Raw genomic sequence first — 26553 nt, 5'->3', positions numbered from 1 at the left:
CCCTCCCCCTTGTGGGGAGGGGTTAGGGGTGGGGGTACGTCGTAGAGCGAAAGCCTCGGCGTTCCATCTGCGATAGCCCTGCCCTTGAGGGGGAGATGTCGCTGAAAGCGACAGAGGGGGGTCGCCGCGCGTGGAGTGCCAACTTCGTCTTCCTCGATATGCCGGACCGCGTCGCGCCAACCGAACCGACCCCCTCTGGCCTGCCGGCCATCTCCCCCTCAAGAGGGGAGATCAGCAGGCCCCCCGCAAAAGCTCAGCTCTTGTTGGCGGCCAGCACCAGCACCGGCTTTTCGCTGTAGAGGTTGGGGAACAGCCGCTTCAGGTTCTCGACCTTGGGCAAATCGTTGTAGACGATATAGGGATAGGTCGGGTTGAGCGTCAGAAAATCCTGGTGATAGTCCTCGGCCGGATAGAAGGTCTTGCCGGTCTCCAGCGTCGTCACGATCGGCTTGGGAAACACCTTGGCCTTGTCGAGCTGGGCGATGTAGCTTTCGGCGATCTTTTTCTGTGCGTCGTTTTCGGCAAAGATCGTCGAACGGTACTGGGTGCCCGTGTCCGGGCCCTGGTAGTTCAGTTGCGTCGGGTTGTGCGCCACCGAGAAATACACCTGCAGCAGCTGGCCGTAGGTCACCTTGGACGGCTCGTAGGTGATCTCGACGGATTCGGCATGGCCCGTCCGGCTGGTGCCGACCATTTCATAGACGGCCGTGTCCTTGTCGCCGCCGGCATAGCCGGAAACGGCGCTGGTGACGCCCTTGACGTGCTGGAACACGCCTTGCACACCCCAGAAGCAGCCGCCGGCGAAGACCGCCTTTTCGGTGCCGGCGGTGGCCTTCTCGTCCATTGCCGGCGGCGGGATCACCACCGCGTCCTCGGCCGAAACTGCCGGCGTCTGCCAGAATACGGCCGCGGCGGCAGTGAGGATGAGCGTGGCAAGTGCTGCTTTTGCGAAAATCGACGATCGTTTCACGACTCCGGTCATGTCTGATCTCCCATGATGCTGGTTTGGATTATACGACGGATAGGTCCGCCGGGCTCTCACATTGCTGTGCGCATCGCCTATTTGGCCGGAGCCATGGCATCGCAGGCCTTGGTCGCTTCGGCTTTCTTCATGGCGTCCGTCTCGGCGGCGGCCTTGTTCATGCAGTCGGCCTTCATCGGATCGCCCGCCTTCATCGCAGTCGTGGCCATCGCGTCAGCCGCCATGGCGCCGGCCGGCTTCATTGCGTCCGTTGCCGGCTTCATGGCGTTTGTCGCTATCGCCGGCTTCATCGCATCTTCGGCCCGCGCAGCGCCTCCGGCGAACAGCGCCGTCGAGCAAAGTGCGAAGGCGAGTGCCGCCAGGGTCGGGCGATTGGTCAAACGATTGGTCATGATGATCTCCTAGGGTTCTGGCAGGGGTTGACTGCATGCGGCGGCGCCGCTGCGGCGTTGCGCAAATTTCCGAACGGGTTCTAGTTCGTAGCGGCAGCGAGGATCGGCCCGCCGCCCGGCACCTGCACCAGCACCGCTGTGCTGAGGCCGCCCGTCGCCGCCGGCAGCGGCAGTGCGGTGGCGTCGCCGGTCCAACTGCCCAGCCTGGTCAGCGAATGCACGACATTGGCGTGCGGCAGCGTGCGGCCGGTGTTTTCGCCGCGCGCCACCGGCACCTCGACGACGCCCTTGCCGTAACGCACCAGCCAGACGTCGGCCTTGCCGCCGGGCACCGGACCGGCGCCGATGCTGACCTTTCCGCCGGCGAGCGACAGCGAAGGTCCGTCACCGTGGCCGCCGCTCGAAATCAGCTGCTCGATCTCGCCCGGCCTGGCGCCGACGGCATCGGCCCTGCCGTTGACCACCACTTGCGGCGTGAACGGGCCGGAACGGCCGAGCGACGGTTCATAGCGGACCTGGCGCTGCGTGAATTCTTCTTTGCCGAATGTATCCTTCCAGCCGAGATAGTCCCAGTAGGTGACGTTGAAGGACAGCGCCAGCACGCCGGGCCGGTCCTTGACCTTGATCAGATTGGCGTTGGCCGGCGGACAGGACGAGCAGCCCTGGCTGGTGAACAGCTCGACGACGGTCAGCGTCTGGCCGGCGGCCCCGCTGGTTGCCGACAGCACAGTCGCGGAAAACAGTGCCGCGGCGAGCCCGATCAGGGCTGTGCGTCGTTTCGATCCGGTCATCGCTGTTCTCCTGTGCGGTTCCATGTCCACACTTCGCCGCCGACACACGGTTCGTTACAGCATCACCGCTTCGTGATCGTTCGCAGCTCTCCCGTCTCCCACAGGGGGCGAAGGGGAGACGGTCGCTCGCAACCAACACGCCACCCGGTGTGACCGGGGCGGCGGTGTGATGGACGGGCAGCCTAAGCGGGCCGATATGCCCTCGCACTCAGCTGCGGCGGCCTATTGTGTCAACAGCGTTTCCGATGCCCGCTGATTGAAGGCGCACTTGCCGGTTACTGTGTAGAAAAAGTCCGCGTTGGAATCGGTGATGGTCGCAGATGTCGGCACCGACGATCCCCCGTCTTCCCACGCTTGTGTGCTGGTCTGGCCGCACGGCACCAGCGTAAAGATATCGACCGTTTGGCCACTGGCGATCTCGACGCCGTTCGCGTAGAGGCGGTTCGATGTTGCCGGATCGTTCGATTTGAGCACCGTTGGATTGCCTGACGGGACATCCATCTGCAGATATAGCTGGTCCATCTGGCTGACGTCGATCACCGCGCCGGCACCGGTCGCGGGATACATTGTGTTGACACAGGTGGTCGCGTATTTCCTGCCGTATGAGTCGGTCTGGACGATCGTGGTGCTAGGCAAGCCGTAGAAGCTGAGCACCGTGGTGGTCGTACACACCTGCTGCTGGACCATAGTGATCGTCGCTCCGTTGATGGTGGAGACGGTCGCCGTGCCATAGCCTTTCGGATCGCCATAACCGTTGTATGTGTAGGTGATCTTCATCAGCTTGTTGGCCACCGTGTCCCCGAATTTGGTGCCGTAGAGCGTCATTGTCTTGCCCCACCAGCCCGAGACCTTGGTCACCTTGAACGTGGCTTGCACCAATGCCGGCCGCTTTGTCACTGCCGACGCAACGCCGACCTGCACCGTGTTGATCCTGGCGATCTGCATGAAATTCGTCGGCATGGCAAAGCCGGCCGAAGCCTTGATGCTGGCGGCGCCGTCGGTGGCGACGACGAAGCTGTCGAGCTTGGCCGTGCCTTGCCCGCCATTGGCCAGGTATGCCTCCTGCAGTTTTACCTGGCGGTCCGCCAGTGAGGTGTCCGTCGCAAGCGTCGTGATCGACAGCGACGCTGCATCGAGGGCGTTCTGCATCGATGCCCTGGTTGAAACCGCAGAGGTATAGTCGATGGAAAAACCCAATGCGGCAACCATCGGGATAAGCAAGATGGCGAGCAATGGCGCGAACGAGCCGCTCACCGATTTGAGAAATTTGCGTGCTGACAACGGCATTCCGATCCCCCGAAACGGCGATAGACCGGTGGGCTACCACGCCGGGCGCGAACTATGCTCTAATCTCATGGATCAAAGTTTAACGACTTTGCCGCCCCGCCGCCGCACCCGCGCCCCGCCGCTTGCCGATGTAGCGTGCCCCTGCTAAAGCGCGCCGCATGACCACGCCGATCAAAAACATCCGCAACTTCTCCATCGTTGCCCATATCGACCATGGCAAATCCACGCTTGCCGACCGGCTGATCCAGTCGACCGGCGGGCTGGAGCTGCGCGACATGAAGGAGCAGGTGCTGGACTCGATGGACATCGAGCGCGAGCGCGGCATCACCATCAAGGCGCAGACGGTGCGGCTGAAATACCGCGCCAACAATGGACAGGATTATGTCCTCAACCTGATCGACACGCCCGGCCATGTCGACTTCGCCTATGAAGTGTCGCGCTCGCTCGCCGCCTGCGAAGGTTCGCTGCTGGTCGTCGACGCCTCGCAAGGCGTCGAGGCGCAGACGCTGGCCAATGTCTACCAGGCGATCGACAACAACCACGAGATCGTCGTGGTGCTGAACAAGGTCGACCTGCCCGCCGCCGAGCCCGAGCGCATCCGCGAACAGGTCGAGGAGGTGATCGGCATCGACGCCTCCAACGCCGTGCTGATTTCGGCCAAGACCGGCCTCGGCATTCCCGACGTGCTCGAAGCGATCGTCAACGATCTGCCGCCGCCGCGCGAGGGCGACATCACGGCCCCGCTGAAGGCGATGCTGGTCGACAGTTGGTACGACGCCTATCTCGGCGTCATCGTGCTGGTCCGCATCATCGACGGCGTGCTGAAGAAGGGCCAGACCATCCGCATGATGGGCACTGGCGCCAGGTACCTGGTCGAGCGCACCGGCGTCTTCACGCCGGCCCGCATCAATGTCGACGAGCTCGGCCCCGGCGAGTTCGGTTTCTTCACCGGCTCGATCAAAGAAGTCGCCGACACTCGCGTCGGCGACACCATCACCGAGGACAAGCGCCCGACGGCACAAGCCCTGCCCGGCTTCAAGCCGGCGCAGCCGGTGGTGTTCTGCGGCCTGTTCCCGGTCGACGCCGCCGACTTCGAGGATCTGCGCGCCGCCGTCGGCAAGCTGCGCCTCAACGACGCCTCCTTCTCCTTTGAAATGGAAACCAGTGCCGCACTTGGCTTCGGCTATCGCTGCGGCTTCCTCGGCCTGCTGCATCTTGAAATCATCCAGGAGCGGCTGGAGCGCGAGTTCAATCTCGACCTCATCGCCACCGCGCCCAGCGTCGTCTACCGCCTGCTGTTGAACGACGGCTCGGTCAAGGAACTGCACAACCCGGCCGACATGCCCGACGTGGTCAAGATCGAGGCCATCGAGGAGCCATGGATCCGCGCCACCATCCTCACCCCCGACGACTATCTCGGCGGCATCCTGAAACTCTGCCAGGACCGGCGCGGCATCCAGGCCGACCTGTCCTATGTCGGCAAGCGCGCCATGCTGATCTACGATCTGCCGCTCAACGAGGTGGTCTTCGACTTCTACGACCGGCTGAAGTCGATCTCCAAGGGCTACGCCTCGTTCGACTATCATTTGACCGACTACAAGGAAGGCGACCTGGTCAAGATGTCGATCCTGGTCAACGAAGAGCCGGTCGATGCGCTGTCGATGCTGGTCCACCGTACGGCGGCGGAAAAGCGCGGCCGCCAGATGTGCGAGAAGCTGAAGGAGCTGATCCCGCATCATCTGTTCAAGATCCCGATCCAGGCGGCGATCGGCGGCAAGGTCATCGCCCGCGAGACCATCTCGGCGCTGCGCAAGGACGTCACCGCCAAATGCTACGGCGGCGACGTCTCACGCAAACGCAAGCTGCTCGACAAGCAGAAAGAGGGCAAGAAGCGGATGCGGCAGTTCGGCAAGGTGGATATCCCGCAGGAGGCGTTTATCCAGGCGCTGAAGATGGGGGATTGAGAAGCCGGTTGGCGCGCCCAGCGCGCCAGGCCATCGATCCAGTGAATCGATGGCAGGCTTCGAAAGCGGGGGAGCTGCCGGAGGCAGCGGGCCCCCCGCCAGCGCGGCGCTGAAGCTGCATAGTGGAGATTGGGCAGAAGCCTGCGACAGGTCAGCTAGCTGGATACGCGCCGGCCATTGCGACCCTTCAGGACAGCGGACCATCATTGGAGAATGTCCCGCCTTGAAGTATCCTTGCGGCTTCGGGGGAGACATCACATGCGCTCCACTCTGGACCTCGTCGCCGCGATCGGCCTCGCCATCGGCGGCGCTTTCGGACTCGCCGGCACCTTCGTGGCGAGCGCGCCCCTTCGCGAAACGCTCTGGACGATCGACGGCGTGGCGCTCGTGGTGGCGACCGCGCTGCTGACGATGAAATATCAGCGCCAGGGCAATGACTGCGTGGCGGCTGGATTTTTGACCTTTCTCGCCGGCGAAAGCCTGCTGCTCTCCGGCAATGCGGCGGGGCTTGAGGCCAGCGTGCCCTCCTATGTCGGCGGTATCTCGCTCTGGGCGGCGGCGCTGGTCATGGTCAGCGCGCCGAAAACCTTCGCGCCGTGGATGCGGCTTACCGCTCTCGTCGCCGCCTTGCTGTTCGTCGTGTCGGCCGGCCTGATCCTGTGGGGTGCGCCTTTGCTGCCGACCTCGGCGCCGCTGCCCGCTGCCGGCTATCCCTTCCTGGTGCTCACATTCATCGGCTGGATCTGGACGCTGCTGAAGCCCAGCCGTTGAGCCCGGTCGGACCGCCCCCGCTCCGGCCGCTTCGCGGCCACCTCTCCCCCACTTTGTGGGGGCGAGGAACCCAGGTCTTGTGAGGCTTCGGTGATTGGCATTTCCTCGCCCCACGAAGTGGGGAGAGGTGGTTTGCGAAGCAAACCGGAGAGGGGCCTTGCTTGGCAACGCTGCGCTTTCGCGATGTGCAAATGGCGCACCCCCTTCCACCCATCCCGCCGCCATGCCATGTTCTCGCTCGCGGCCAGGCACGCCGCTTCATTCCGGGGGGAAATCATCATGTCGTCCTACGCTTTCGGGCGCCGCGTCGCCGCGTCGCTGTTCATTGTCACGCTGTTTGCGCCCGTCGCGCATGCCGGCGATGTCACCTTCGAGATCAAGAACAGCCATCCGAACGCCATGCGCGTCGAGCTCTACAGCCAGGACCGCGATCATGTCTGGCCGGGCAACAATCAGGATTACTATCTCAACGACGGCGAGACCAAGGCGATCCCGCTGTCCTGCAGTGACGGCGAATCGATCTGCTACGGCGCCTGGGTCGACGGCGACGAGAATACCTATTGGGGCGTCGGCCCCGGTAATACGGAAAAGTGCGACGATTGCTGCTACACCTGCAGTGGCGGCGAGACCGAGGAAATCGATCTGGTTCCGTGACGTGGCAGATCTCCCCCCTTGAGGGGGAGATGTCGCCAAAGGCGACAGAGGGGGTCGCCGCGCATAGAGCGCCAACCTGTTCTGCAGCAGTAGGCCGAGTCCGGTCGTGCCGACCCCCTCTGGCCGCTGCGCGGCCCTCTCCCCCTCGAGGGCCCTCGAGGGGGGAGAGGGCCGTCCCGCGAGTGCAGGCCGGCAACGGAATTTCAAAGCTGAAACAAAAAACCCGCCTCGGCAGGCGGGTCGTTGGAGCCAATTAGCACCATACGCAAATTAGTAGCATAGCTGCCGGCACAAAGCAAGAACAAAATGTGGTGCTGCGAGCAAAAAATGGGAATTCCCTTACCGCCGCGCCCGAGGTCGGCCCTCACGAGGGGGAGAATGCTGCCTTGACGTCGTCCTGACTGTCGCCATAGCGTAGTCCGACAGGAGACCCACCCATGGCAGTGGTCGAAGGCGAGAAGATCGACATCGGCTTTTCGGGAAAACGTTGCATCCATTCGCGCAACTGCGTGCTTGGCGATCCGCATGTTTTCGTGCCCAACGCGCCCGGCCAGTGGATCCACCCCGAGGCGGCCAGCGTCGAGAAGATTGTGGCGCTCGCCGAAGCCTGCCCGTCCGGCGCCATCACCTATGTCCGCAAGGATGGCGGGCAGCAGGAACAGCCGCCGGTGGTCAACATTGTGCGCATCCGCGAAAACGGCCCGCTTGCCGTCCATGCCGAGATCGTGTTGGGCGGCGAAACGTTTTACCGCGCCACGCTCTGCCGCTGCGGCGCCTCGGAAAACAAGCCGTTCTGCGACGGCAGCCACACCAAATCGGGCTTCACCGCCACCGGCGAGCCGGCGCTGAAGGACACGCCGGCGCTGGAGGTGCGGAATGGCCCGCTGACCGTCACACCGACGACCAACGGCCCGCTCAAGCTCGAAGGCAATGTCGAAATCGTCACCGGCACCGGCCACACAGTCGACCGCACGCAACGCACCTTCCTCTGCCGCTGCGGCCACTCCGCCAACAAGCCGTTCTGCGATGGCTCGCACAAGCGCGTGGGGTTTGTCGGCTAGCCTAGCGATCTCCCCCCTCGAGGGGGAGATGTCGCCGAAGGCGACAGAGGGGGTCGGTACGTCCTGACGCCAACGCGGCGGCCAGAGAATGCCGGGGCTCCACGCGAGACGACCCCCTCTGGCCTGCCGGCCATCTCCCCCTCGAGGGGGGAGATTACGCTGCCTTGGCCCAGCCATCGCGGCTTTATCGGCCCGTTCATATCCGCTAAGGGGCGGAGACGAATTCTCCGGACCCAAATATGACCGCCAAGCCCAAACCCTCACCCCTGTTCCTCGGCATCGACACCGGCGGCACCTATACCGATGCCGTGCTGTGGTCGGAAGCCGGCGGCCCTAACGGCAAAGTGCTGGCCAAGGCCAAGGCGCTGACCACGCGCCATGATCTGGCGGTCGGCATCTCCGGCGCGGTCGATGCGGTGCTCGAAATGGCCGGCACCGACCCGGCAGCGATCAAACTGGTATCTATGTCGACGACGCTAGCCACCAACGCGCTGGTCGAGGGCCAGGGCGGCCGCGTGGCGCTGGTGATGATCGGCTTTGCCGAGGGCGACCTTGCCCGCGACGGGCTGAAGGCGGCGCTTGGCACCGACCCGGTGGTGTTCTGCCCCGGCGGCCACGATGTCCACGGCAATGCGGCAAAGCTCGATCTGTCCGGGCTGGAGGCAGCTTTGCCGGAACTGGAAAAGTCGGTGTCCGGCTTTGCCGTCTGCGCCTATTTCGCCACCCGCAACCCGGCGCATGAGCTAAGCGCGCGGAACCTGATCCGCGACAGGACCGGCCTGCCGGTCACCGCCAGCCACGAACTGTCGGCCAAGCTCGGCGGCCCGCGCCGGGCGCTGACGACATTGCTCAACGCCAGGCTGATCTCGATGATCGACCGGCTGGTCGCGGCAACCGAAGGCTTTTTGGCCGCGCGCAACATCGCCGCCCCGCTGATGGTGGTGCGCGGCGACGGCGCTCTGGTCTCGGCCGCCTTTGCCCGCCAGCGGCCGATCGAGACCATCCTGTCCGGCCCGGCCGCCAGCCTCGTCGGTGCCCGCCACATGACCGGCCTCGACGATGCCGTGGTCTCCGATATCGGCGGCACCACCACCGACGTCGCCGTGCTCGACAAGGGCCGGCCGCGGCTCGATCCGGAAGGCGCCACCGTCGGCGGGTTCCGCACCATGGTCGAGGCCGTCGCCATGCGCACCTTTGGCCTCGGCGGCGATTCCGAAGTGGCGCTGGAGGACGGCGCGCTCAATCCGAGAATCCTGCTCGGCCCGCGCCGCCTGGTGCCGCTGGCGCTGGCCGGCTTGATGCATGGCGAGGCCGTCACATCAGAGCTCGAACGCCAGCTGCGCGCGCCCAACCCCGGCCGCATGGATGGCCGGCTGGCGGTGCGCACCGGCGTGCCGGAGCGGCTGGCGGCAGGACTGACCGGCGCCGAAGCCAAGCTTTACGAGCTGATCGGTGCCGTGCCGCAGGCTCTCGACAGATTGCTGACCTCGAATGCCCAGAACGCCACCTTGAACCGGCTGGTGTCGCGCGGGCTGGTGCATATTGCCGGCTTCACGCCGTCGGATGCGGCGCATGTGCTGGGCAGGCAGGCCAATTGGGATGCGACCGCGGCGCGTCTGGGAGCCGAGCTGTTCGCGCGCAGGCGCGACGGCCGCGGCCAGTTCATCGCCGCCTCGCCGGAGGCGATCTCGGAACGGGTGCTGACCGCGCTGACCCGCCTGTCGGCGGAAGTCATCCTCGAGACCGCCTTTGCCGAGGACGGGCTGGATGGCGCGGCGACCGTCGCCCATGCCCTGGTCCAGCGCGCCGTCGACGCGCATCCCGGCATCGCCCGGCTCAGCGTCGCGCTCGACCGTCCGGTGATCGGCCTCGGCGCCTCGGCGCCGCTGCACTATGCCGGCCTGACCGAGCTGGTCGGCAATCGATGCGTGGTGCCGCAGGATACCGATGTCGCCAACGCGCTCGGCGCCGTCGTCGGCCAGGTCCGGGTATCGGCCGAGGCGCGGGTCAGCCAGCCCAAGGAAGGGCTATTCCGCGTCGCCTCAGGCGAAAGCGTGCGCGATTTCAACGACGAGGCGGCGGCAATCGCCGCGGCGGAGAAGGATGTGCGGGCGATTGCCGCCGGGCGGGCGAAGGACGCCGGCACCGACAGCGCCGAGATCGAAATCGCCAGCGAATACCGCGTCTCCACCGTAGAGGGCCAGCGCATGTTCATCGAGGCGCACGTCGTGGCGGTGGCGTCGGGACGGCCAAGGATTGCGGTGTGAGCGCGTAATCGCCCTCCTCAAGGGGGAGATCGGCAGCGAAAACGCCCTACCTTCACCCTGAGCTGAATTGACCCTGCCACCGTGACATGCCAAAGGCCCGGCCTAGCCTTTCGTCTGGAGAAGCCCTGATGACCGATCGCGTCGAGATCGCCGGATTGCGGATTGCCCGCGAGCTTCATGATTTCGTCGTGAACGAGGCGCTGCCGGGCACCGGCATTGAAGCGGGGGCATTCTGGAGCGGTTTTTCGGCGATCGTCCATGATCTCTCGCCAAAAAACCGGGCACTGCTCGAAAAGCGCGATGCCATGCAGGACAAGCTCGACCGCTGGTATCGCGACAATGGCGCGCCCGTCGACATGGAGGCCTACAAGACGTTCCTCCGCGAGATCGGCTATCTGCTGCCCGAGGGGCCGGCGTTCAGCGTGACCACCGAAAATGTCGACCCGGAAATCGCTTTGGTTGCCGGGCCGCAGCTGGTGGTGCCGGTGATGAACGCGCGTTATGCGCTGAATGCCGCCAATGCGCGCTGGGGTTCGCTGTACGATGCGCTCTACGGCACCGACGCTATCCCGGAGACGGCCGGCGCCGAGCGAGGTAACAAATTCAATCCGGCGCGCGGTGCCAAGGTCGTCGCCTGGGTGAAAAGCTTCTTCGACGAGGCGGTGCCGCTCACCACAGGCAAATGGGCCGGCGTCAACGGGCTTTCGGTCGCCAACGGCATGTTGCGGCTCGGCGAGGGTGCCGGCGCCACCACGCTTGCCGACCTCAGACAGTTTGCCGGCTATCGCGGCGATGCCGCCGACCCTGAAGCCGTGCTGCTCACCAAGAACGGCCTGCACATCGAAATCGTCATCGACCGCAACAACCAGATCGGCCGCACCGATCCGGCCGGCATTGCCGATGTCGTGCTGGAATCGGCACTGACCACCATCCAGGACTGCGAGGATTCGATCGCCGCAGTGGATGCGCAGGACAAGGTGCTGGTCTACCGCAACTGGCTCGGCCTGATGAAGGGCGACTTGGCGGAGGAGATCACCAAGGCCGGCAAGAGCTTTGTCCGCAGGCTCAACCCCGACCGCACCTATACCGCGCCCGATGGCGGCACGCTGACCTTGCCCGGCCGCTCGCTGATGCTGGTCAGGAATGTCGGCCACCTTATGACCAATCCGGCGATATCGGACCGCGACGGCAACGAGGTGCCGGAAGGCATCATGGATGCGGCGCTGACGGCGCTGATCGCGCTGCATGACATCGGCGTGAACGGGCGCCGCGCCAATTCTCGCGCCGGCTCGATGTACATCGTAAAGCCCAAGATGCACGGGCCCGACGAAGTTGCCTTCGCCGTCGAGATTTTCGACCGCGTCGAGGCGCTGCTCGGCGTGCCCAAAAACACCATCAAGATGGGCATCATGGACGAGGAGCGGCGCACCACCGTCAACCTCAAGGAGGCGATCCGCGCCGCGAAAGAACGCGTCGTCTTCATCAACACCGGCTTCCTCGATCGCACCGGCGACGAGATCCACACCTCGATGGAAGCCGGCCCGATGATCCGCAAGGGCGACATGAAGCAGGCCGCCTGGATCGCCGCCTACGAAGCCTGGAACGTCGACATCGGGCTGGAATGTGGGTTGGCCGGCCACGCCCAGATAGGCAAAGGCATGTGGGCGATGCCCGACCTTATGGCGGCGATGCTGGCCGAGAAAATCGCGCATCCCAAGGCCGGCGCCAACACCGCCTGGGTGCCGTCGCCGACGGCAGCGACGCTGCACGCCACCCATTATCACAAGGTCGACGTCCATGCCGTGCAAGCGGCGCTGAAGAGCCGGCCCAAGGCAAAACTCGACGACATCTTGTCGGTGCCGGTCGCTGTGCGGCCGAACTGGTCGCCAGAAGACATCCAGAAGGAGCTCGACAACAATGCGCAAGGCATTCTGGGCTATGTCGTGCGCTGGATCGACCAGGGCGTCGGCTGTTCGAAAGTGCCTGACATAAACGACGTCGGTCTGATGGAGGACCGCGCCACGCTGCGCATCTCCTCGCAGCACATCGTCAACTGGCTGCATCACGGCGTCTGCACGCCCGAGCAGGTCATGGAGACGATGAAACGCATGGCGGCGATCGTCGACCGCCAGAACGACGGCGATCCGCTCTACCGGTCGATGGCGCCGGATTTCGACAAGTCCATCGCCTTCCTCGCCGCCTGCGACCTGGTCTTCAAGGGGCGCGTGCAACCCAACGGCTACACCGAGCCGGTGCTGCACGCACGGCGGCTGGAGCTGAAGGCGCGGGATAACGGCTGAACCGAAAGCACGATGCACGCCGGCCAAGGGTAAGCGCCGGCGTCCCCCTCCCCCTTGAGGGGAGGGTGGGCCGAAGGGCCGGGTGGGGTCGCCAATGCAGTGCGCCAACCCAATTCTGACGGTGCGCCTTAGGAGGAACATCGCAACGCTCCGCACCTCGGCCGGTTTCGAAATGCGACAGGCCGAGCGTCTCACCGGCGACCCCACCCGGCCGCTTCGCGGCCACCCTCCCCTCAAGGGGGAGGGGAACGTCACGCCGCCTGCGCCATCCGCTCCGAACTCATGCGATAGGAAATCGCTTCGGCCAGATGGATGCGGCCGACCGTCTCGCTGGCCTCGAGATCGGCCAGGGTCCGCGCCACCTTCAAGACGCGGTGATAGGCTCGTGCGGAAAAGCCGAGCTTTTCGCTGGCATCCCTCAGCAGCGACAGGCCGGCGGCATCGGGCACGGCGATCTCCTCGATGACTGACGGCGAGCAATGGGCGTTGGTGGTGGCGGTCGCGCCGAGCCGCTCGAAGCGCTCGCGCTGGATCGTACGGGCGCGGGCAACACGTAGTGCGACGGCGGCACTTTTCTCCGCCCGATCCGGCCGGATCAGATCGCTGGCCGAGACCGCCGGCACCTCGATCCTGAGATCGATGCGATCGAGCAGCGGGCCGGAAATGCGCGCCTGGTAGTCGGTGCGGCAGCGATCGCCGCGCAGGCAGCGATAGCCCGGCTCGCCGGCCATGCCGCAACGGCACGGGTTCATCGCCGCGACCAGCTGGATACGCGCCGGATAGGTGACGCGATGATTGGCGCGCGCGATCATGCAGTCGCCGGTCTCGAGCGGCTGGCGCAGTGCATCGAGCGCCTGCGGCGAGAATTCGGGGAACTCGTCGAGGAACAGCACGCCGTGATGGGCAAGCGAGGCCTCGCCCGGCCGCACGCGCAGACCGCCGCCGACCATCGCCGCCATCGAGGCCGAATGATGCGGCGCGCGGAACGGCCGCCGGTCGGTGAGTTTTCCTTCGCCGAGTTCGCCGGCCACCGAGGCGATCATCGAGACTTCGAGCAATTCCTTGGGCGCCAGCGGCGGCAGGATCGACGGCAGCCGCTGCGCCAGCATCGACTTTCCCGACCCCGGCGGTCCGACCATCAAAAGATTGTGGCCGCCGGCGGCCGCCACCTCCAGCGCCCGCTTGGCGGTCTCCTGGCCCTTGATGTCGGCGAGGTCGGGCAGGTCGCGCGCCGCGGCAGGGATGCCGGCTTCCGGCCGCGACAGAACCTGCGTGCCGCGAAAATGATTGGCGATGGCGATCAGGCTGCGCGGCGCCAATATGTCGAAATCCTTGCCGGCCCAGGCCGCTTCCGGCCCGCAGGCGAACGGGCAGATCAAGCCCTTGCCTTCGGCATTGGCGCCGATCGCCGCCGGCAGCGCGCCCGCCACCGCGGCAATGGTGCCGTCGAGCGACAATTCGCCAAGCACGACATAGCCGGCCAGCATGTCGCCCGGAATGGCGCCGAGCGCCGCCATCAAACCGAGCGCGATCGGCAGATCGTAATGGCTGCCCTCCTTGGGCAGGTCGGCGGGCGCCAGATTGACGGTGACCTTCTTCGACGGCATCGACAGGCCGGATGCATGAAGTGCAGCCTGCACCCGCTCGCGGCTTTCGGCCACAGCCTTGTCGGCCAGCCCGACGATGTGCATGTTGACTTTGCCCGGCGCGATCATCACCTGCACATCGACCGGCACGGCCTCGATGCCCTGGAAAGCAACCGTGCGAACCCGCGCCACCATGTCTTCACCCCAGATGCAGGCTTTTGCCCCAAGCCTTTGCGATCATGCCGCGAACGGCGTCACCCGAGACAACCACAGATTTCCGGCGAAGGGCGATTATATATTTGACAAACCCGGCAGGAGTATAGGAATATGATCCTCGACAGGCCGGCAGCTCATTCTGCACCAAGGAACCGCGATCAAGCGCCCGCGTTGGGGCGGATGGACCAAGACATCCAAAGCCTGCACAGGTCATTCGGGCTTGAACTAGACATGCCAATGGACGCTGGGATAGCCCCCTACGTGCACATCTTGCGGCGGGAAGGGGTTGAGACCTCAGAGTCGTGCGAAGGCGGGAACGGTCACGTATTCCCAGAGCCGACTATCCGCTTCTTTGGCGGAAGAGCGGAAGGTTTCAGAGCCTTCGCTATAGCGGCGGCACACGGCCTGCCGGTGTCGTGCGTGCGCCGCATCTGGACCGTTGACGATGGCGAGCTAACAGGGCCTCTTTGGGAAATGGTGTTCTCCAAAAAGGCCCTGTCCTGATCAAGACAAGCGCTTGCAGTGATCGCACTTCGGCAAGCCGCCGGTGCCGGAAACCCGGTTCTTCGTTTCGATGTTGTTTCCTTCCGTGCACTGGTTGTTATCGTGGTGCACGCTTGTACCGACAAGTTTTGAATGGAAGGCTAGGACTTTTGACATTGCTTTCTCCGAATCGACTGTGTTTCTAACCCAACGATATTTAGCAGAAAGACTCCAGAGAGTCCGCTTTGCGGCTGTTCTTGGCTAATGTTTTTGAAGCGGACCTATGTTGCACCGCATGGTAAAAGGGTGCGCTGCAATATTTTGTATCCCTAGATGACGATTAAACCGAACTTGCGCTGGCCCATCTGCATCTCTAAGGTGTTCTTTGGGTCTAAAGCCGGGGGGCAGTCATGGCCATTCGTCGTCTGTGCGTTGTCGCTCTTGGCGTAACGTCATTCTTTGGTTGCGCTCATGCCCAGCAATCCTGCGATCCAAACTACACAGGCGCTTGCGTCCCCATAGCCAGCGATGTCGATTGTTCATCCGGGAGCGGCAATGGCCCAGCGTATGTACGCGGACCGGTCACTGTCGTAGGTGCAGATATCTATGATCTTGATCGCGATCACGACGGGATAGGCTGCGAAAGGGGCTAGAGCCGCGTTACCCAGCCGTAGGGGAATGGCGGCTGTGAAAACCGGGAACGGCGGCTTCTTGGAGTCGTCGCGCACAATTGAATCGAATAATATCTGATTCGGTCTACTCCAGACCGGCCACAGGACCCGCCCTGAACCCGGCGGGGCGCGATCCTGCGTTCCGGTTAACCGGGGGCTATCCCGGCGGAGGACACGAACATGATCGCATGTTCTTGGCCGAAGGCCGTACACGTCACCTACTACGTGCGTGTACGTTTTGGACGACTTGAGTTCGTCCGCGAGCATTGCAGGAGTTTCCCGTCCTACTAAGACGATAATCTCCCTTAGTGCCAACTGGCCCCGCTTAGGCGGGGTCTTTTTTTAACAAGTGAATCTTGGCTGAATTCGCTGTCTTTTGCAAATCGTTTCGTCCCCGTTCCGTTCAATTATTTTGACGATACGTTGCTTGCCTTCTTCGGCTTGTCGTCCTTTGGTTGAGGCGACTTCGCCACTTTCTTCAACACGCGGTCAAAGGCTTCCTCGGACTGGTCGGTTTCCAGTTCGCGGGCAGCCTGCTTGAACTTCTCTACTTGACTCTTTGTAGCTGGTGTCATCTTTCCACCTTAACGTGGGGGTGTTTAAGAATGGAAGAGCCAGAGATTCGTGCGCGGCTCACCCCGTTCTTAGATAGTAATCCAAAAACAGAACTGAAGGCGATCAATTCTCGCGGGAAAACGCTTTTGGCGATTGTTTCCCCATGGGGCGACCCTTCAATCGCGCTGGAGATTCCCAATGATCCGGAGGATTTGATAGATGCCCTGTTGAATATCGCGTTGCCGGAGCGTCTTTCAGCGATTTATCACCGTGATACCAAAAGTCTGGAGGTTGTCTGGACCGCCTTCAAGTTAGGACCCTTCACCACCGATGTGTTTGGGCGCCAATTTGAATACGTATTTGGCGGGAAGTCTTACATTTGCAATTTTGGATCCGCGAGCGAGCGCCTCCTAGCAATTGCATCGGTTTTCTTCTCTATCGGCCCGCCCGATATGGGCTACAGAAATCTAGCTTCCTTTAGAAGATTTTGTGATGCTTCGTTGGAAGAACGAAATGACGGTTCACTCTTTGGCTCCCCTTCCAGTTTTTGGATTCGCGACATTGAATTGTCAGAAGATGATCTGGTTTCGTTCGTCCTAAACCTCAATTTCTACATGTCTTACTACGATGACGCGAGCCCCAGGGTTATCGTCCACGCGCCGCAGTTATCAAAGGGACCTGACGCTGCACCCCGCGTGCGATATCGGCTTTCAGGATTTCCACAAAACATTTTAGGAAGACCCATAGATTTGGAGATATTACAATTTTGGGAGGCATGCCAAGGAGATGACCCAGCGCGACGCTTTCTCTATGCGTTCCGGATTATTGAGCATGCGGCGTTTTCCTATGTTGAAAGCATGCCCAAGCAGGCAGTGCGTAAGGTTCTTATGACTCCGCATGCCCTCGACGACATTTTTGACGCGACCGAACGAGTAATAGCGGCGGTGCGGTCTTCCAACGTTAACGACTACCAGAAATTCGAGCACATAATGGTTCAGACAGTGGACCCAAGCGTCCTTTGGCCCATTATCGAAGGAAATATTGCGGCCTTCTCCGGGCCGATGAAATTTGATGGAGGATTTGAACTTAAGCCATTTGTGGCTGACAAAACCAGCAAGGCGGAATTCATAAATTCCGGCCTCCAAAATTTTTGTGGGGTGGTTCGGAAAATTCGGAATGCCCTATCCCATGGCCGGGAAGATCGTAATGCAGTTGTCATAACACCGACGCGGCATAATTATGAGAAGCTCCGCCCTTGGGCTACTTTGATGGTACGGGCAGCTGGAGAGGTCATTTTGTACGAACGGGCTTGAGGTTATCGAATCATTAACACGAGATGCATAAACCCGGTTGTCAATGTCTTATCTCGGAACTATGTTGAGCAGATATCGTTTAGCTCCTCAAAGGAGAAGCGTCATGACCACAGGTGGTTGACGAAACCCGCCCCGCAAGGGCGGGTTTTCCATTTGACCTATCTGTTACGCTTCCGAAATGGTTCTCCCTTCCAAAGCGGCAACTTTAACTGCACCGGCTTTCGGTAGTGATCCTTCTTCGCATCAAGCAGGTTGCCGGTACGTGAGGCGCTTGCCCTTGGCACCCTTCAAGGCGATGAGCGAGCGAACATTATCCTCGATACCCATGGCCGAACGGTTCGAATAGCGGAAATCGAACTCTGCCAAATAGCGGTGCAGGTGGTGTTCGGCGCAATGCTGGTAAACGCCCTTCATGCCGCGTTTGAAGATCGAATAGAAGCCTTCGACGGTGTTGGTGTGGACCATGCCGCGAACGTATTCCTCACGACCGTGGTTGATTTTGCCATGGGCCGCGAACTCGGGACCGATGTTGTCGTAAACGCGGGCCTCATCCGACATGAAGACGCTTTCCTTGTGGATGTTGGCGTTGACGATCGGCAACACGCGAGCAACCGTGGCGCTGTCGATGTGGAACGAACGGGCAATGCCGCCACGCTCCACAAGGGTAAGCACGGTGTTCTTGTGAGCCGCGCCGGTCTTCTGCTTGGGAACGCCAGCGAGACGGCCAATGTAGGTTTCGTCCACTTCAACGAACTTGCCATTGCCGCCCATAGGCGTGAAGTCATCCGAGCGCATGGCCTCGCGGATGCGGTGCGACAGGAACCACGCGGTCTTGTAGGTGCATTCCAGAACGCGGTGGAGCTGGTGCGAGGAAGTGCCCTTCTTTGACGAGCACATGAGGTGAATGGCCTGCAACCACTTGTGCAGGGGCAAATGGCTTTCCTCGAAGATCGTGCCCATGCGAACCGTGAACTGGCCACGGCAGGCGGCGCACTTGTAGAGGCCGTGGCGCTCAACGCCATGCGGGTTCTTCTTGGAAGCCTTGGAGCGAACGCCAGCCAGCTTGTAGTGCTTGTCCATTGATCCGCAGTGATGGCAGACCGGACCCTGCGGCCACAGCATACCCTCTACATGCTCAAATGCGGCGGCTTCGTTATGGAAGTAGGGGCGGGACAGAACGGACATGGCGATAACTCCTTGGAATCGTTATCGCTCATCCTGTTGGGTTTGTCAAATATATAATCGCCCGGCGAAGGCAAGAACATTTGGGGAACAGCTGAGCGCCACGGCTGCAATGGTTTGCAACGCGGCCGCTCGCGAAGCGAGGCTAGTTGCGCTTCTCCTCCACGGCATCCCAGAACAGGCTGGCGATGTCGGCGCCGCCGAAGCGCTGCACTTCGCGTATGCCGGTCGGTGAGGTCACGTTGATCTCGGTCATGTAGTCGCCGATGACGTCGATGCCGACGAGGATGAAGCCGCGCTCCTTCAGCGCGGGGCCGATGCGGGCGCAGATCTCGCGTTCGCGTTCCGTCAATTCGGTCTTTTCGGCGCGGCCGCCGACATGCATGTTGGAGCGCGAATCATGCTCGGCCGGCACGCGGTTGATGGCGCCGACAGGCTCGCCGTCAATCAGGATGATGCGCTTGTCGCCAGCCCGCACCTCCTTGAGGTAGCGCTGCACGATGTAGGGTTCGCGGAACATCTGGCCGAACATTTCGAGCAGCGAGGCGAGGTTGCGGTCGGCCTCGTGCAGGTGAAAGATGCCGGCGCCGCCATTGCCGTAGAGCGGCTTGACGATGATATCGCCGAACTCCTTGCGAAAGGCGGCGACCTCGAGCGGGTCCTTGGTGATCAGCGTGTCCGGCATCAGGTCGGGAAATTCGGTGACGAAGATCTTTTCCGGGCTGTTGCGCACCCAGGCCGGGTCGTTGACCACCAGCGTCTTCGGATGGATGCGCTCGAGGATATGCGTGGTGGTGATGTAGTTCATGTCGAAGGGCGGATCCTGCCGCAAAAGGATGACGTCCATCTCCCCAAGATCGGTGCGCACCTTCTCGCCCAGCGAATAATGGTTGCCCTTCTCGTCGCGGACCTGCATCGCCTCGATACGGGCAAACACCTTGCCTTCGCGCAGCGACAGCCGGTCGGGCGTGTAGTGGAACAGCTGGTGGCCGCGCCGCTGCGCTTCCAGCGACAGCGCAAACGACGTGTCGCCGGCAATCGACACGGTAGAGATGTGGTCCATCTGGACGGCGACTTTCAGGGGCATGGGTGCTCTCCGGCGCACTTGGAGCGATCCACTTGGACGCACAAAGTACGCTCCAACATTTTTTGAATCCATGCATCGTGCTTTTCCGAAAATCGATTCCGATTTTCGGGCCGATGCATCGACGACAGCGATATAAGGAAATCGGCGGCTTCTGCCAATCGGCCAAGGTCACGATGAGGCTACGCTTCGCTTGGCGCAGACCTCGACGCGATAGTTCTCAGCGGTCGAAGACCAGCTTGGAATAGCCGAGGAAGGACAGCGCCATGGCAACCAGCGAGGCGACCGCAAGGGCGACGAGCGGCGGCACCATCGGCAGCGCGAACAGCATGGCGCAATAGACGAGATAATTGACGAGGCTGGTGGCGATGCCGACGCCGCCATAGCGTGCGCCCTCTTGCGCGACGCCGCGGCTGGAAGGCGAGAAGGTCAGATGGCGATTGATCAGCCAGGTGACGGACAGGGCAAAACCGATCGAGATGATTCGGGCTGCGAAGGGGCCAAGCGGCGTTGTCGCCAGCACCAGCCAAAGCGCCGCCGCGTCGGCGACGAAGCCGATGCCGCCGGCGACAATGAAGCGGGCGAGGCGTCCCATTTACGGCTCTAAGCCGCCCGCGGGGTCTTGCGCGGTCCGGTCTTCAAAGTCGCGAGCGCGCTTGCGCGTTCGCGTTCGACGCGGCCGGAAGGCATCGACAGATAGAAGATGCGCTTCTGCTCGGCCCGGCCGCGCGACACCGAATCGAGGATTACCCCGGTCACCGCCGCCAGCATCGACAGCAGCAGCAGCCCTACCGACAGCACCCACGTCGGCATGCGCGGCACAAGCCCGGTTTCGGCGAACTCGATCAGCACCGGCGCCATCAGAAACAGGCTTGATGCCAGGAAGAACACCGAAAAAGCGCCGAAGAAACGCAGCGGTTGCGTCTCCTTCATCAGCATGGCGAACATCCACAGGATCTTCGCGCCGTCGCGAAAGGTCGACAGCTTCGACGAGGAGCCTTCCGGCCGGCGGCCATAGTCGAGCCCGATCTCGCTGACCGGCAATTTGAGCTGCGAGGCGTGCACCGACATTTCGGTCTCGATCTCGAAACCGCCGGAAACGGCGGGAAAACTCTTGACGAAGCGCCTGGTGAAGGCGCGGTAACCCGAGAAGATATCGGTAAAGTCCGAGCCGAACAAACGTTTGTAGAGGCTGTTGAAGATGCGGTTGCCGAAGGCGTGGCCTGTCCTGCCGGCGTCGTTGGCGACACCGCGCCTGGTGCCCACCACCATGTCGGAGCGCTCGGTCAGCAGCGTGTTGATCAGTTGCGGCGCGTCCTCCGGCGCATAGGTGCCGTCGCCGTCGGCTATCAGGTAGATGTCGGCCTCGATGTCGGCGAACATGCGGCGCACGACATTGCCTTTGCCTTGGCGCGGCTCGCGCACCACGATGGCGCCGGCGGCGCGGGCTCGGAGCGCCGTCAGGTCGCGCGAATTGTTGTCGTAGACATAGATCGCTGCGGCAGGCAGCGTTTCGCGAAAGCGCCGCACCACTTCTCCGATCGTCAGCTCCTCATTGTAGCAAGGCAGGAGCACGGCGATGCTTGGCTCATGGCGCACTTCTTGTGGCATTTTCGTCTCCGGATGCCCTGTGAGGCCCCTGACCGCTCAAACGCCGGCCTCGCTCGGGCGGCTTTACTATTTATTGAAGCTGTTAAGGCTAGGTTTAAACCGCCCCGTATTCCTTCCAAAGGTCCCGATATGAGCACAGCCGACGATGGCGCCTCCATTTGGAGGTCCGATATCGCGCTGGCGCTGCTTGCCACGGTGCTGGCGCTTGCCGTCAATGCCTTTGCCGGCTTCCCGGCACTGACCAATGCCGGCGGCGACAACGACAATCTGCTGCGCCTCGTCGAAGTTCGCGACATGCTGGCCGGCCAAAGGTGGTTCGATCTCCACCAGTACAGGATGGGCCTGGAAGGCGGTTTCGTCATGCATTGGTCGCGGCTGGTCGATGCGCCGATCGCCGCCATCATCATCGCCGTATCGGCCCTGACCGGCAGCGCGGCCTTGGCCGAGAATGTTGCGCAAGTGCTGTGGCCGGCGCTGCTCTTCTGCCTGACCGTATTTTTCACGGCTCGCGCCGCGCGCAGCTTTGCCGGTGACAGCGCCGTGCTGCCCGCTGTCGTGATCGGCGCTGCCGCACTGTATTTCCTCGGCATTTTTTCGCCTGGCGCGCTCGATCACCACAATGTCCAGCTGATGCTGAGCATGGCCAGCCTGAGCCTGTTGCTTGAAGCGCCAACGCGCAGGCCGGCGGCATTGCTCTCCGGCCTGTGCACCGGATTGATGCTGGCCGTCGGCATGGAGACCGCGCCTTATGTGGCCACCATCGGCGCCTCTGTTGCCATGCTGTTCGCCCTCGGCGCCAATGGCGAGAGGCTGATCGCCCGGGATTTCGGCCTCGGCTTTGCCGGCGTGTCCGCTCTCGTCTTTGTCGCCACCATTGCGCCGTCTGCCTGGGGTCAGGCGCAATGCGACGCCTTCTCGGCCGTGCAGTTCGTCGTCGCGGCGATTGCCGGAACCGGCCTTGCGGCGATAGCGTCGATCGAGCCCGCCGGCCGCACGCGCCAACGGCGCATCGCCTCGCTTGGCCTGCTTGCCCTGGTATTGGCCGCTGTCATCGTCTTTTTGTTCCCACAATGCCTGGCAGCGCCCTACGCCAACCTCGATCCGCGCCTCAAGGAGCTATGGCTTGATCACATCGACGAGGCGCAGTCGCTGTTCAAGCTGCTCGCTGAAGATCCGGCCGGGGTGGTGGCGCGCTATGCCACGCCGCTCATCGCGCTCGTGCTGATGGCGCTTCGCCTTGGCCGTGGCGGCTGGCGGCGGCAGGACAGCCTTGTCGGCGCGCTGCTTGTCGTGGCCTTCATCGTCAGTGCCTGGCAGGTGCGCGGTTCGACATTCTCGATCGCCTTCGCCGTCATCCCGCTTGCCGCCTGGATTGCCAAATGGCGTCAACGGGCAGAGGTCAGCGCGTCGCGCGGCGTGGCGCTGCGCATGGCCGCCGTCTGGCTGGTTTCAGTGAATGCGGTCTGGACTGGGGCTGCCGCGGCGACCTCGGTAGCCTTCGACGACAGCAACACCACGGCGGATAATGGCGACGGCGCCGATGTCGCTTGCCAGCGCATGGCCTCCTTTGCGGCGCTTGGCCGCCTGCCAGGCACCACCATACTGGCAATTTCCAATCTCGGATCGCCGATCCTGGCCTATTCCGGACATCGCGTCTTCGCCGGGCCCTATCATCGCAACGTCGCCGGCAACCTGTTGGCGCTCGATGCCTTCCTTGGGTCCGATGCCGATGCCAGGACCATCCTGGCGGATCATCACGTCGGCATCGTCGCGCTGTGCCCCGGCAGCGCCGAAAGCAAGCTCCTCGCAGCCAAGGCGCCGGCAGGCTTTCTTGCCGGGCTGATGCGCGGCAGCGTGCCGGAATGGCTTGAGCCGGTTGCCGGGACCAGCGGAGCCGCCGTCGAATTGTACCGCGTCCGGCTGGGCAGCTGATCGATCGGCGGCCCGTGCGGCCTTTTGCCGGACATAAGTCCTGACAATCCACTCTTTCGCCCTTGCCCGCCCGACACGGCTGGATAGGATGCGCGCCGGCCGACCGAGATCATTGGACCGGGAGAGAATTTCATGATGCCATCGGCACGCTTTGCCGACCTCGAAGGCGCTTCGGTGCTGATCACCGGTGGCGGCTCCGGCATTGGTGCTGCCTTGACCGAAGGTTTTGTCCGCCAGGGGGCAAAGGTCGCCTTCATCGATATCGCGGACCGTCCGAGTGTGGCGCTGGCCGATCGGTTAGACAAGGAACTGGGCCGGCGGCCGCTTTATCTCAAGACCGACATACGCGACATCGAGGCGTTGCGGCTATCGGCGGCTAAAGCCGCCAAGGCGCATGGCGACGTGACCGTGCTGATCAACAATGCCGCGCAGGATGACCGCCATGCCGTCGAAGACGTCACGGTGGAGTTCTGGGACAACAACCATGCCATCAACCTGCGCCCGCATTTCTTCAGCGCACAGGCGGTGGCGCCGGGCATGAAGCGGGCCGGCGGCGGCTCGATCATCAACTTCACCTCGACGTCGTTTCTCATCAACCATCCCGATATGCCGGCCTACACCGCCGCCAAGGCCGGCATCGTCGGTCTCACCAAGGGTCTTGCCGGCAAGCTCGGCGTCGACGGCATCCGTGTCAACGCGATCGCGCCCGGCTGGGTGATCACCGAGCGGCAGAGAAAGCTCTGGGTCACCGAAGAAGCGCTCGCCGCTCATGTCGCCAAACAGTGCATCAAAGAGGTGATGCAGCCGGAAGACATTGTCGGCACCGTGCTGTTCCTGGCGTCGGATGCCTCACGCATGCTGACCGCGCAGATGCTGATCGTCGATGGGGGGTTCCTGTGATCTCATCGAGCAAGGCAGCTTCCGTCGCGGCCGTCGACTGGGGCACCACCCGCATGAGGGTCTGGCTGCTCGACGGCGCCGGCAAGGTTCTCGCCGAGCGGCGCGGCGATGACGGGCTGATCACCGCCCAGGCTAAAGGATTTTCGTCCATTCTCGAAGGGCATCTGGCTGCCTTGGGCGCAGCCGAGGCGCTGCCGGTCATCATTTGCGGCATGGCCGGTTCGCGCCAGGGCTGGCTGGAGGCACCCTATGTCAGCGTGCCGGCGCCGATCGGCGCTATTCTCGCCGGCGCTGCCCGCATTCCCGGCCAGCGCCGCGACATCCGCATCGTGCCCGGCCTTGCCCAGCGTCTGGCCGACGCCCCGGATGTCATGCGCGGCGAGGAGACGCAGCTTGCCGGCGCCGGTTTGCCGGCAAAGGGACGCCATCTCGTCTGCATGCCTGGCACCCATTCGAAATGGGTGCTGGTCGAGGACGGCTCTGTTGCCGGTTTCGGCACCTGGCCGACCGGCGAGCTGTTTTCGGTGCTGGCCGCGCACTCGATCCTGCGCCATTCGCTGGGCGAGCCGCCGAAGCCGGTTGCCGCCGAAAATCCATTTTTCCGGGAGTGGTGCCTGAAGCCGTTGGCCGAAGGCGGTGACATCGGTTCAAGACTGTTCTCGATCCGCGCCGCCAGCCTGCTGCAGGATCTGAAGCCCGAGGATGCCGCCGCGTGCCTGTCCGGCCTGCTGATCGGCGGCGAGATCGCTTCGGCAAATCGCCGTTATGGGGCGAGTGCCGTGCCCGTCGTGCTGATCGCGTCGGGCGCACTCGGCAAGCTCTATGCCGAGGCGCTCGGCCTTGCCGGGCTCGCGGTCAGGGTGGTCGACGCCGACGAGGCGGTGCGTGCCGGTCTTGCTGAAGCCGCGCGCGAAAATGGCATGATCGCTGGAAATGGAGTTGCCGCATGACCGAAACCGCACCTTTTCCAAAGCTCGAGCGGGGTCTGGTCGCCATCCTGCGTGGCCTCAAGCCAAGCGAGGCGGTGGCGATCGGCCAGGCGATCTTCGGCGCCGGTGTCGAAGCGATCGAGGTGCCGCTCAACTCTCCCGATCCTTACGCCTCCATCGCCAGCATTGTCGGAGCGCTTCCTCCAACAGCCTTGGTCGGTGCCGGCACGGTGCTCAGCGCCGCCGATGTCGACGGCCTGCACAAGGCCGGCGGGCGGCTGCTGGTCAGCCCCAATATCGATGCCGAGGTCATGGGCCGGGCCATGCACTACGGCATGGTGACGATGCCCGGCGTGTTCACGCCGACCGAGGCATTCCAGGCAATCCGGCTCGGCGCCTCGGCATTGAAATTCTTCCCGGCGAGCGTGCTTGGCGCGGCAGGCATTTCGGCGATGCGCGCGGTGCTGCCGGCCAGTGTGCTGGTCGGCGCGGTCGGCGGCGTTTCAGATAAGGATTTTGCCGGCTACAAGGCAGCCGGCGTCAGCGTCTTCGGTCTTGGCTCCAGCCTCTTCAAGCCGGGCATGAGCGTCGACGAAGTGGCAGCGCGAGCGAAAGCCGCAGTTCAGGCCTGGGACGCGGCGTTTGGAGCGGCATGATGAGCGAGACCATTGTTTCGGTTTTTTCCGACCATGTCTGCCAACTCGGCGAGGGACCAAGCTATGACCCTGCCACCGACACGCTCTACTGGTTCGACATCGTCAACGGCCAGCTCCTCGAACAGCGCCTGTCGGGCGGTGCTGTCAAAATCCACGAGCTCGGTCAGATGGCCAGCGCCATCTGCATCATCGACGACCAACGCCAGCTGATCGCCACCGAGACCGGTCTGCATGTCCGCGACGTCGCGACCGGCAAGCTGACGCTGCACACGCCGATCGAGGCCGACAATACGGTCACCCGCTCGAACGATTCACGCGTTCACCCTTGCGGCGCGCTGTGGGTCGGCACCATGGGCAAGGGCGAGGAGAAGGGTGCCGGTTCGATCTACTGGTTCTTCAAGGGCGAGCTGCGCCGGCTCTATGCCGACGTCACGGTGCCCAATTCGATCTGCTTTTCCGAGGATGGGACGATCGCCTATTACACCGACACCAGCACCGGGCTGTTGATGCGCGTCGGCTGCGATCCGGTGACCGGACTGCCGGTTGGCGAACCGAAGGTCTTCGTCGACCACCGTTCGGCCAAGGGCTATATCGATGGTTCGGTGCTCGACCGTGACGGCATATTGTGGAACGCCTGCTGGGGCGGCAGCGTCGTCGAAGCCTATGGACCCGACGGCAAGCTCGTCCGTTCGGTGGCGATGCCGGCGACGCAGCCTTCCTGTCCGGCTTTCGTCGGCAGGAATGCCGACCGGCTGGCGGTCACCTCCGCCTGGTCGGGCAAAAGCGAGAAGCAGCGCCTGCTCGACCCGCAAGCCGGCATGACATTCATGCTCGACATTCCAGTCAATGGTCGCTTCGAGCCACGCGTGCTGATTGGCTAGACCATGATCCCGAAAAGTGGGAACCGGTTTTCGGAAAAGATCATGGTCAACCAGGAAGATGGCGCCGTTGCTGTCGTGCAGGCGT

General features: G+C 63.1%; 22 protein-coding genes. 12 read left to right on the top strand and 10 right to left on the bottom strand.

The genetic code is table 11. The annotated features are described in order from the left end of the window. Window positions 1–253: 253 nt before the first annotated feature. From msrA to NKH33_RS26930, 4 genes are all read right to left on the bottom strand, one after another. Complete coding sequence (gene msrA, locus NKH33_RS26945; RefSeq protein ID WP_352614215.1) at window positions 254–982, bottom strand: peptide-methionine (S)-S-oxide reductase MsrA; 729 nt, start codon at window positions 980–982, stop codon at window positions 254–256. Window positions 983–1059: 77 nt separating this feature from the next. After that, window positions 1060–1374 (bottom strand): hypothetical protein, encoded by a 315-nt coding sequence (locus NKH33_RS26940; RefSeq protein ID WP_352614216.1) that lies wholly within the window; start codon window positions 1372–1374, stop codon window positions 1060–1062. 80 nt (window positions 1375–1454) lie between these two features. Further along, complete coding sequence (locus NKH33_RS26935) at window positions 1455–2165, bottom strand: DUF1223 domain-containing protein (RefSeq protein ID WP_352614217.1); 711 nt, start codon at window positions 2163–2165, stop codon at window positions 1455–1457. Window positions 2166–2387: 222 nt separating this feature from the next. After that, a complete protein-coding gene (locus NKH33_RS26930) occupies window positions 2388–3452 on the bottom strand; it encodes a TadE/TadG family type IV pilus assembly protein (protein WP_352922292.1) in 1065 nt (354 codons plus the stop codon). Between the two features lie 158 nt (window positions 3453–3610). On the opposite strand from NKH33_RS26930, the gene lepA reads away from it, so the two are divergent. The 6 genes from lepA to NKH33_RS26900 all read left to right on the top strand — a co-directional run bounded on the left by lepA (window position 3611) and on the right by NKH33_RS26900 (window position 12469). Next, window positions 3611–5416, top strand: a complete 1806-nt coding sequence (gene lepA, locus NKH33_RS26925) for a translation elongation factor 4 (protein ID WP_352614219.1) — start codon at window positions 3611–3613, stop codon at window positions 5414–5416. Between the two features lie 258 nt (window positions 5417–5674). Further along, window positions 5675–6187: a hypothetical protein gene (locus tag NKH33_RS26920; protein ID WP_352922290.1), complete on the top strand. Its 513-nt coding sequence runs from the start codon at window positions 5675–5677 to the stop codon at window positions 6185–6187. Window positions 6188–6466: 279 nt separating this feature from the next. Further along, the gene (locus NKH33_RS26915; protein ID WP_352457282.1) at window positions 6467–6841 is read left to right on the top strand and encodes a hypothetical protein; all 375 of its coding nucleotides are present in this window, start codon (window positions 6467–6469) and stop codon (window positions 6839–6841) included. 437 nt (window positions 6842–7278) lie between these two features. Then, on the top strand, window positions 7279–7902 hold the full coding sequence (locus tag NKH33_RS26910) for a CDGSH iron-sulfur domain-containing protein (RefSeq protein ID WP_352922288.1): 624 nt from the start codon (window positions 7279–7281) through the stop codon (window positions 7900–7902). Between the two features lie 239 nt (window positions 7903–8141). After that, window positions 8142–10169, top strand: coding sequence for a hydantoinase/oxoprolinase N-terminal domain-containing protein (locus tag NKH33_RS26905; RefSeq protein ID WP_352922286.1), 2028 nt, complete (start codon window positions 8142–8144; stop codon window positions 10167–10169). Between the two features lie 128 nt (window positions 10170–10297). Beyond that, the gene (locus NKH33_RS26900; RefSeq protein ID WP_352922284.1) at window positions 10298–12469 is read left to right on the top strand and encodes a malate synthase G; all 2172 of its coding nucleotides are present in this window, start codon (window positions 10298–10300) and stop codon (window positions 12467–12469) included. A 251-nt stretch (window positions 12470–12720) separates the two neighbouring features. On the opposite strand, the gene NKH33_RS26895 is transcribed toward NKH33_RS26900, so the two are convergent. Together NKH33_RS26895 and NKH33_RS26890 are read right to left on the bottom strand one after the other, a co-directional pair. Continuing rightward, entirely contained in the window at window positions 12721–14250 is a 1530-nt protein-coding gene (locus tag NKH33_RS26895) for a YifB family Mg chelatase-like AAA ATPase (protein ID WP_352922282.1), read from the bottom strand. A 1582-nt stretch (window positions 14251–15832) separates the two neighbouring features. Next, on the bottom strand, window positions 15833–16000 hold the full coding sequence (locus tag NKH33_RS26890; RefSeq protein ID WP_352922281.1) for a hypothetical protein: 168 nt from the start codon (window positions 15998–16000) through the stop codon (window positions 15833–15835). Window positions 16001–16030: 30 nt separating this feature from the next. On the opposite strand from NKH33_RS26890, the gene NKH33_RS26885 reads away from it, so the two are divergent. Further along, window positions 16031–17293: a hypothetical protein gene (locus NKH33_RS26885; RefSeq protein ID WP_352922279.1), complete on the top strand. Its 1263-nt coding sequence runs from the start codon at window positions 16031–16033 to the stop codon at window positions 17291–17293. Window positions 17294–17536: 243 nt separating this feature from the next. On the opposite strand, the gene NKH33_RS26880 is transcribed toward NKH33_RS26885, so the two are convergent. The 4 genes from NKH33_RS26880 to NKH33_RS26865 form a co-directional block, all read right to left on the bottom strand. Continuing rightward, window positions 17537–18478 (bottom strand): IS1595 family transposase, encoded by a 942-nt coding sequence (locus NKH33_RS26880; protein ID WP_352922277.1) that lies wholly within the window; start codon window positions 18476–18478, stop codon window positions 17537–17539. Between the two features lie 142 nt (window positions 18479–18620). Beyond that, window positions 18621–19562, bottom strand: coding sequence for a glutathione synthase (gene gshB / locus NKH33_RS26875; protein ID WP_352903551.1), 942 nt, complete (start codon window positions 19560–19562; stop codon window positions 18621–18623). A gap of 217 nt (window positions 19563–19779) precedes the next feature. Next, window positions 19780–20154 carry a GtrA family protein gene (locus NKH33_RS26870; protein WP_352684065.1) on the bottom strand — a complete coding sequence of 125 codons (375 nt, stop codon included), beginning with the start codon at window positions 20152–20154 and terminating at the stop codon, window positions 19780–19782. 8 nt (window positions 20155–20162) lie between these two features. After that, complete coding sequence (locus NKH33_RS26865) at window positions 20163–21170, bottom strand: glycosyltransferase (RefSeq protein ID WP_352922274.1); 1008 nt, start codon at window positions 21168–21170, stop codon at window positions 20163–20165. A 129-nt stretch (window positions 21171–21299) separates the two neighbouring features. Between NKH33_RS26865 and NKH33_RS26860 the strand changes: the two genes are divergently transcribed. From NKH33_RS26860 to NKH33_RS26840, 5 genes are all read left to right on the top strand, one after another. Beyond that, window positions 21300–23102, top strand: a complete 1803-nt coding sequence (locus NKH33_RS26860; RefSeq protein WP_352922272.1) for a GtrA family protein — start codon at window positions 21300–21302, stop codon at window positions 23100–23102. A 132-nt stretch (window positions 23103–23234) separates the two neighbouring features. Beyond that, on the top strand, window positions 23235–24002 hold the full coding sequence (locus NKH33_RS26855) for an SDR family NAD(P)-dependent oxidoreductase (RefSeq protein ID WP_352614229.1): 768 nt from the start codon (window positions 23235–23237) through the stop codon (window positions 24000–24002). Then, on the top strand, window positions 24002–24952 hold the full coding sequence (locus NKH33_RS26850; RefSeq protein ID WP_502901214.1) for a 2-dehydro-3-deoxygalactonokinase: 951 nt from the start codon (window positions 24002–24004) through the stop codon (window positions 24950–24952). The genes NKH33_RS26855 and NKH33_RS26850 overlap by 1 nt, the downstream gene beginning before the upstream one ends. Next, window positions 24949–25587, top strand: a complete 639-nt coding sequence (locus NKH33_RS26845; RefSeq protein ID WP_352820815.1) for a 2-dehydro-3-deoxy-6-phosphogalactonate aldolase — start codon at window positions 24949–24951, stop codon at window positions 25585–25587. Before NKH33_RS26850 ends, NKH33_RS26845 begins: the two co-directional genes overlap by 4 nt. Then, on the top strand, window positions 25587–26468 hold the full coding sequence (locus NKH33_RS26840) for an SMP-30/gluconolactonase/LRE family protein (protein ID WP_352449619.1): 882 nt from the start codon (window positions 25587–25589) through the stop codon (window positions 26466–26468). Before NKH33_RS26845 ends, NKH33_RS26840 begins: the two co-directional genes overlap by 1 nt. Window positions 26469–26553: the final 85 nt, after the last annotated feature.

It is taken from the genome of Mesorhizobium sp. M1182, assembly GCF_040318335.1.
In the GTDB taxonomy this organism is placed as follows: domain Bacteria; phylum Pseudomonadota; class Alphaproteobacteria; order Rhizobiales; family Rhizobiaceae; genus Mesorhizobium.
The sequence above is the reverse complement of the archived record's forward strand: the minus strand, read 5'-3'. Positions and strand labels throughout refer to the sequence as shown.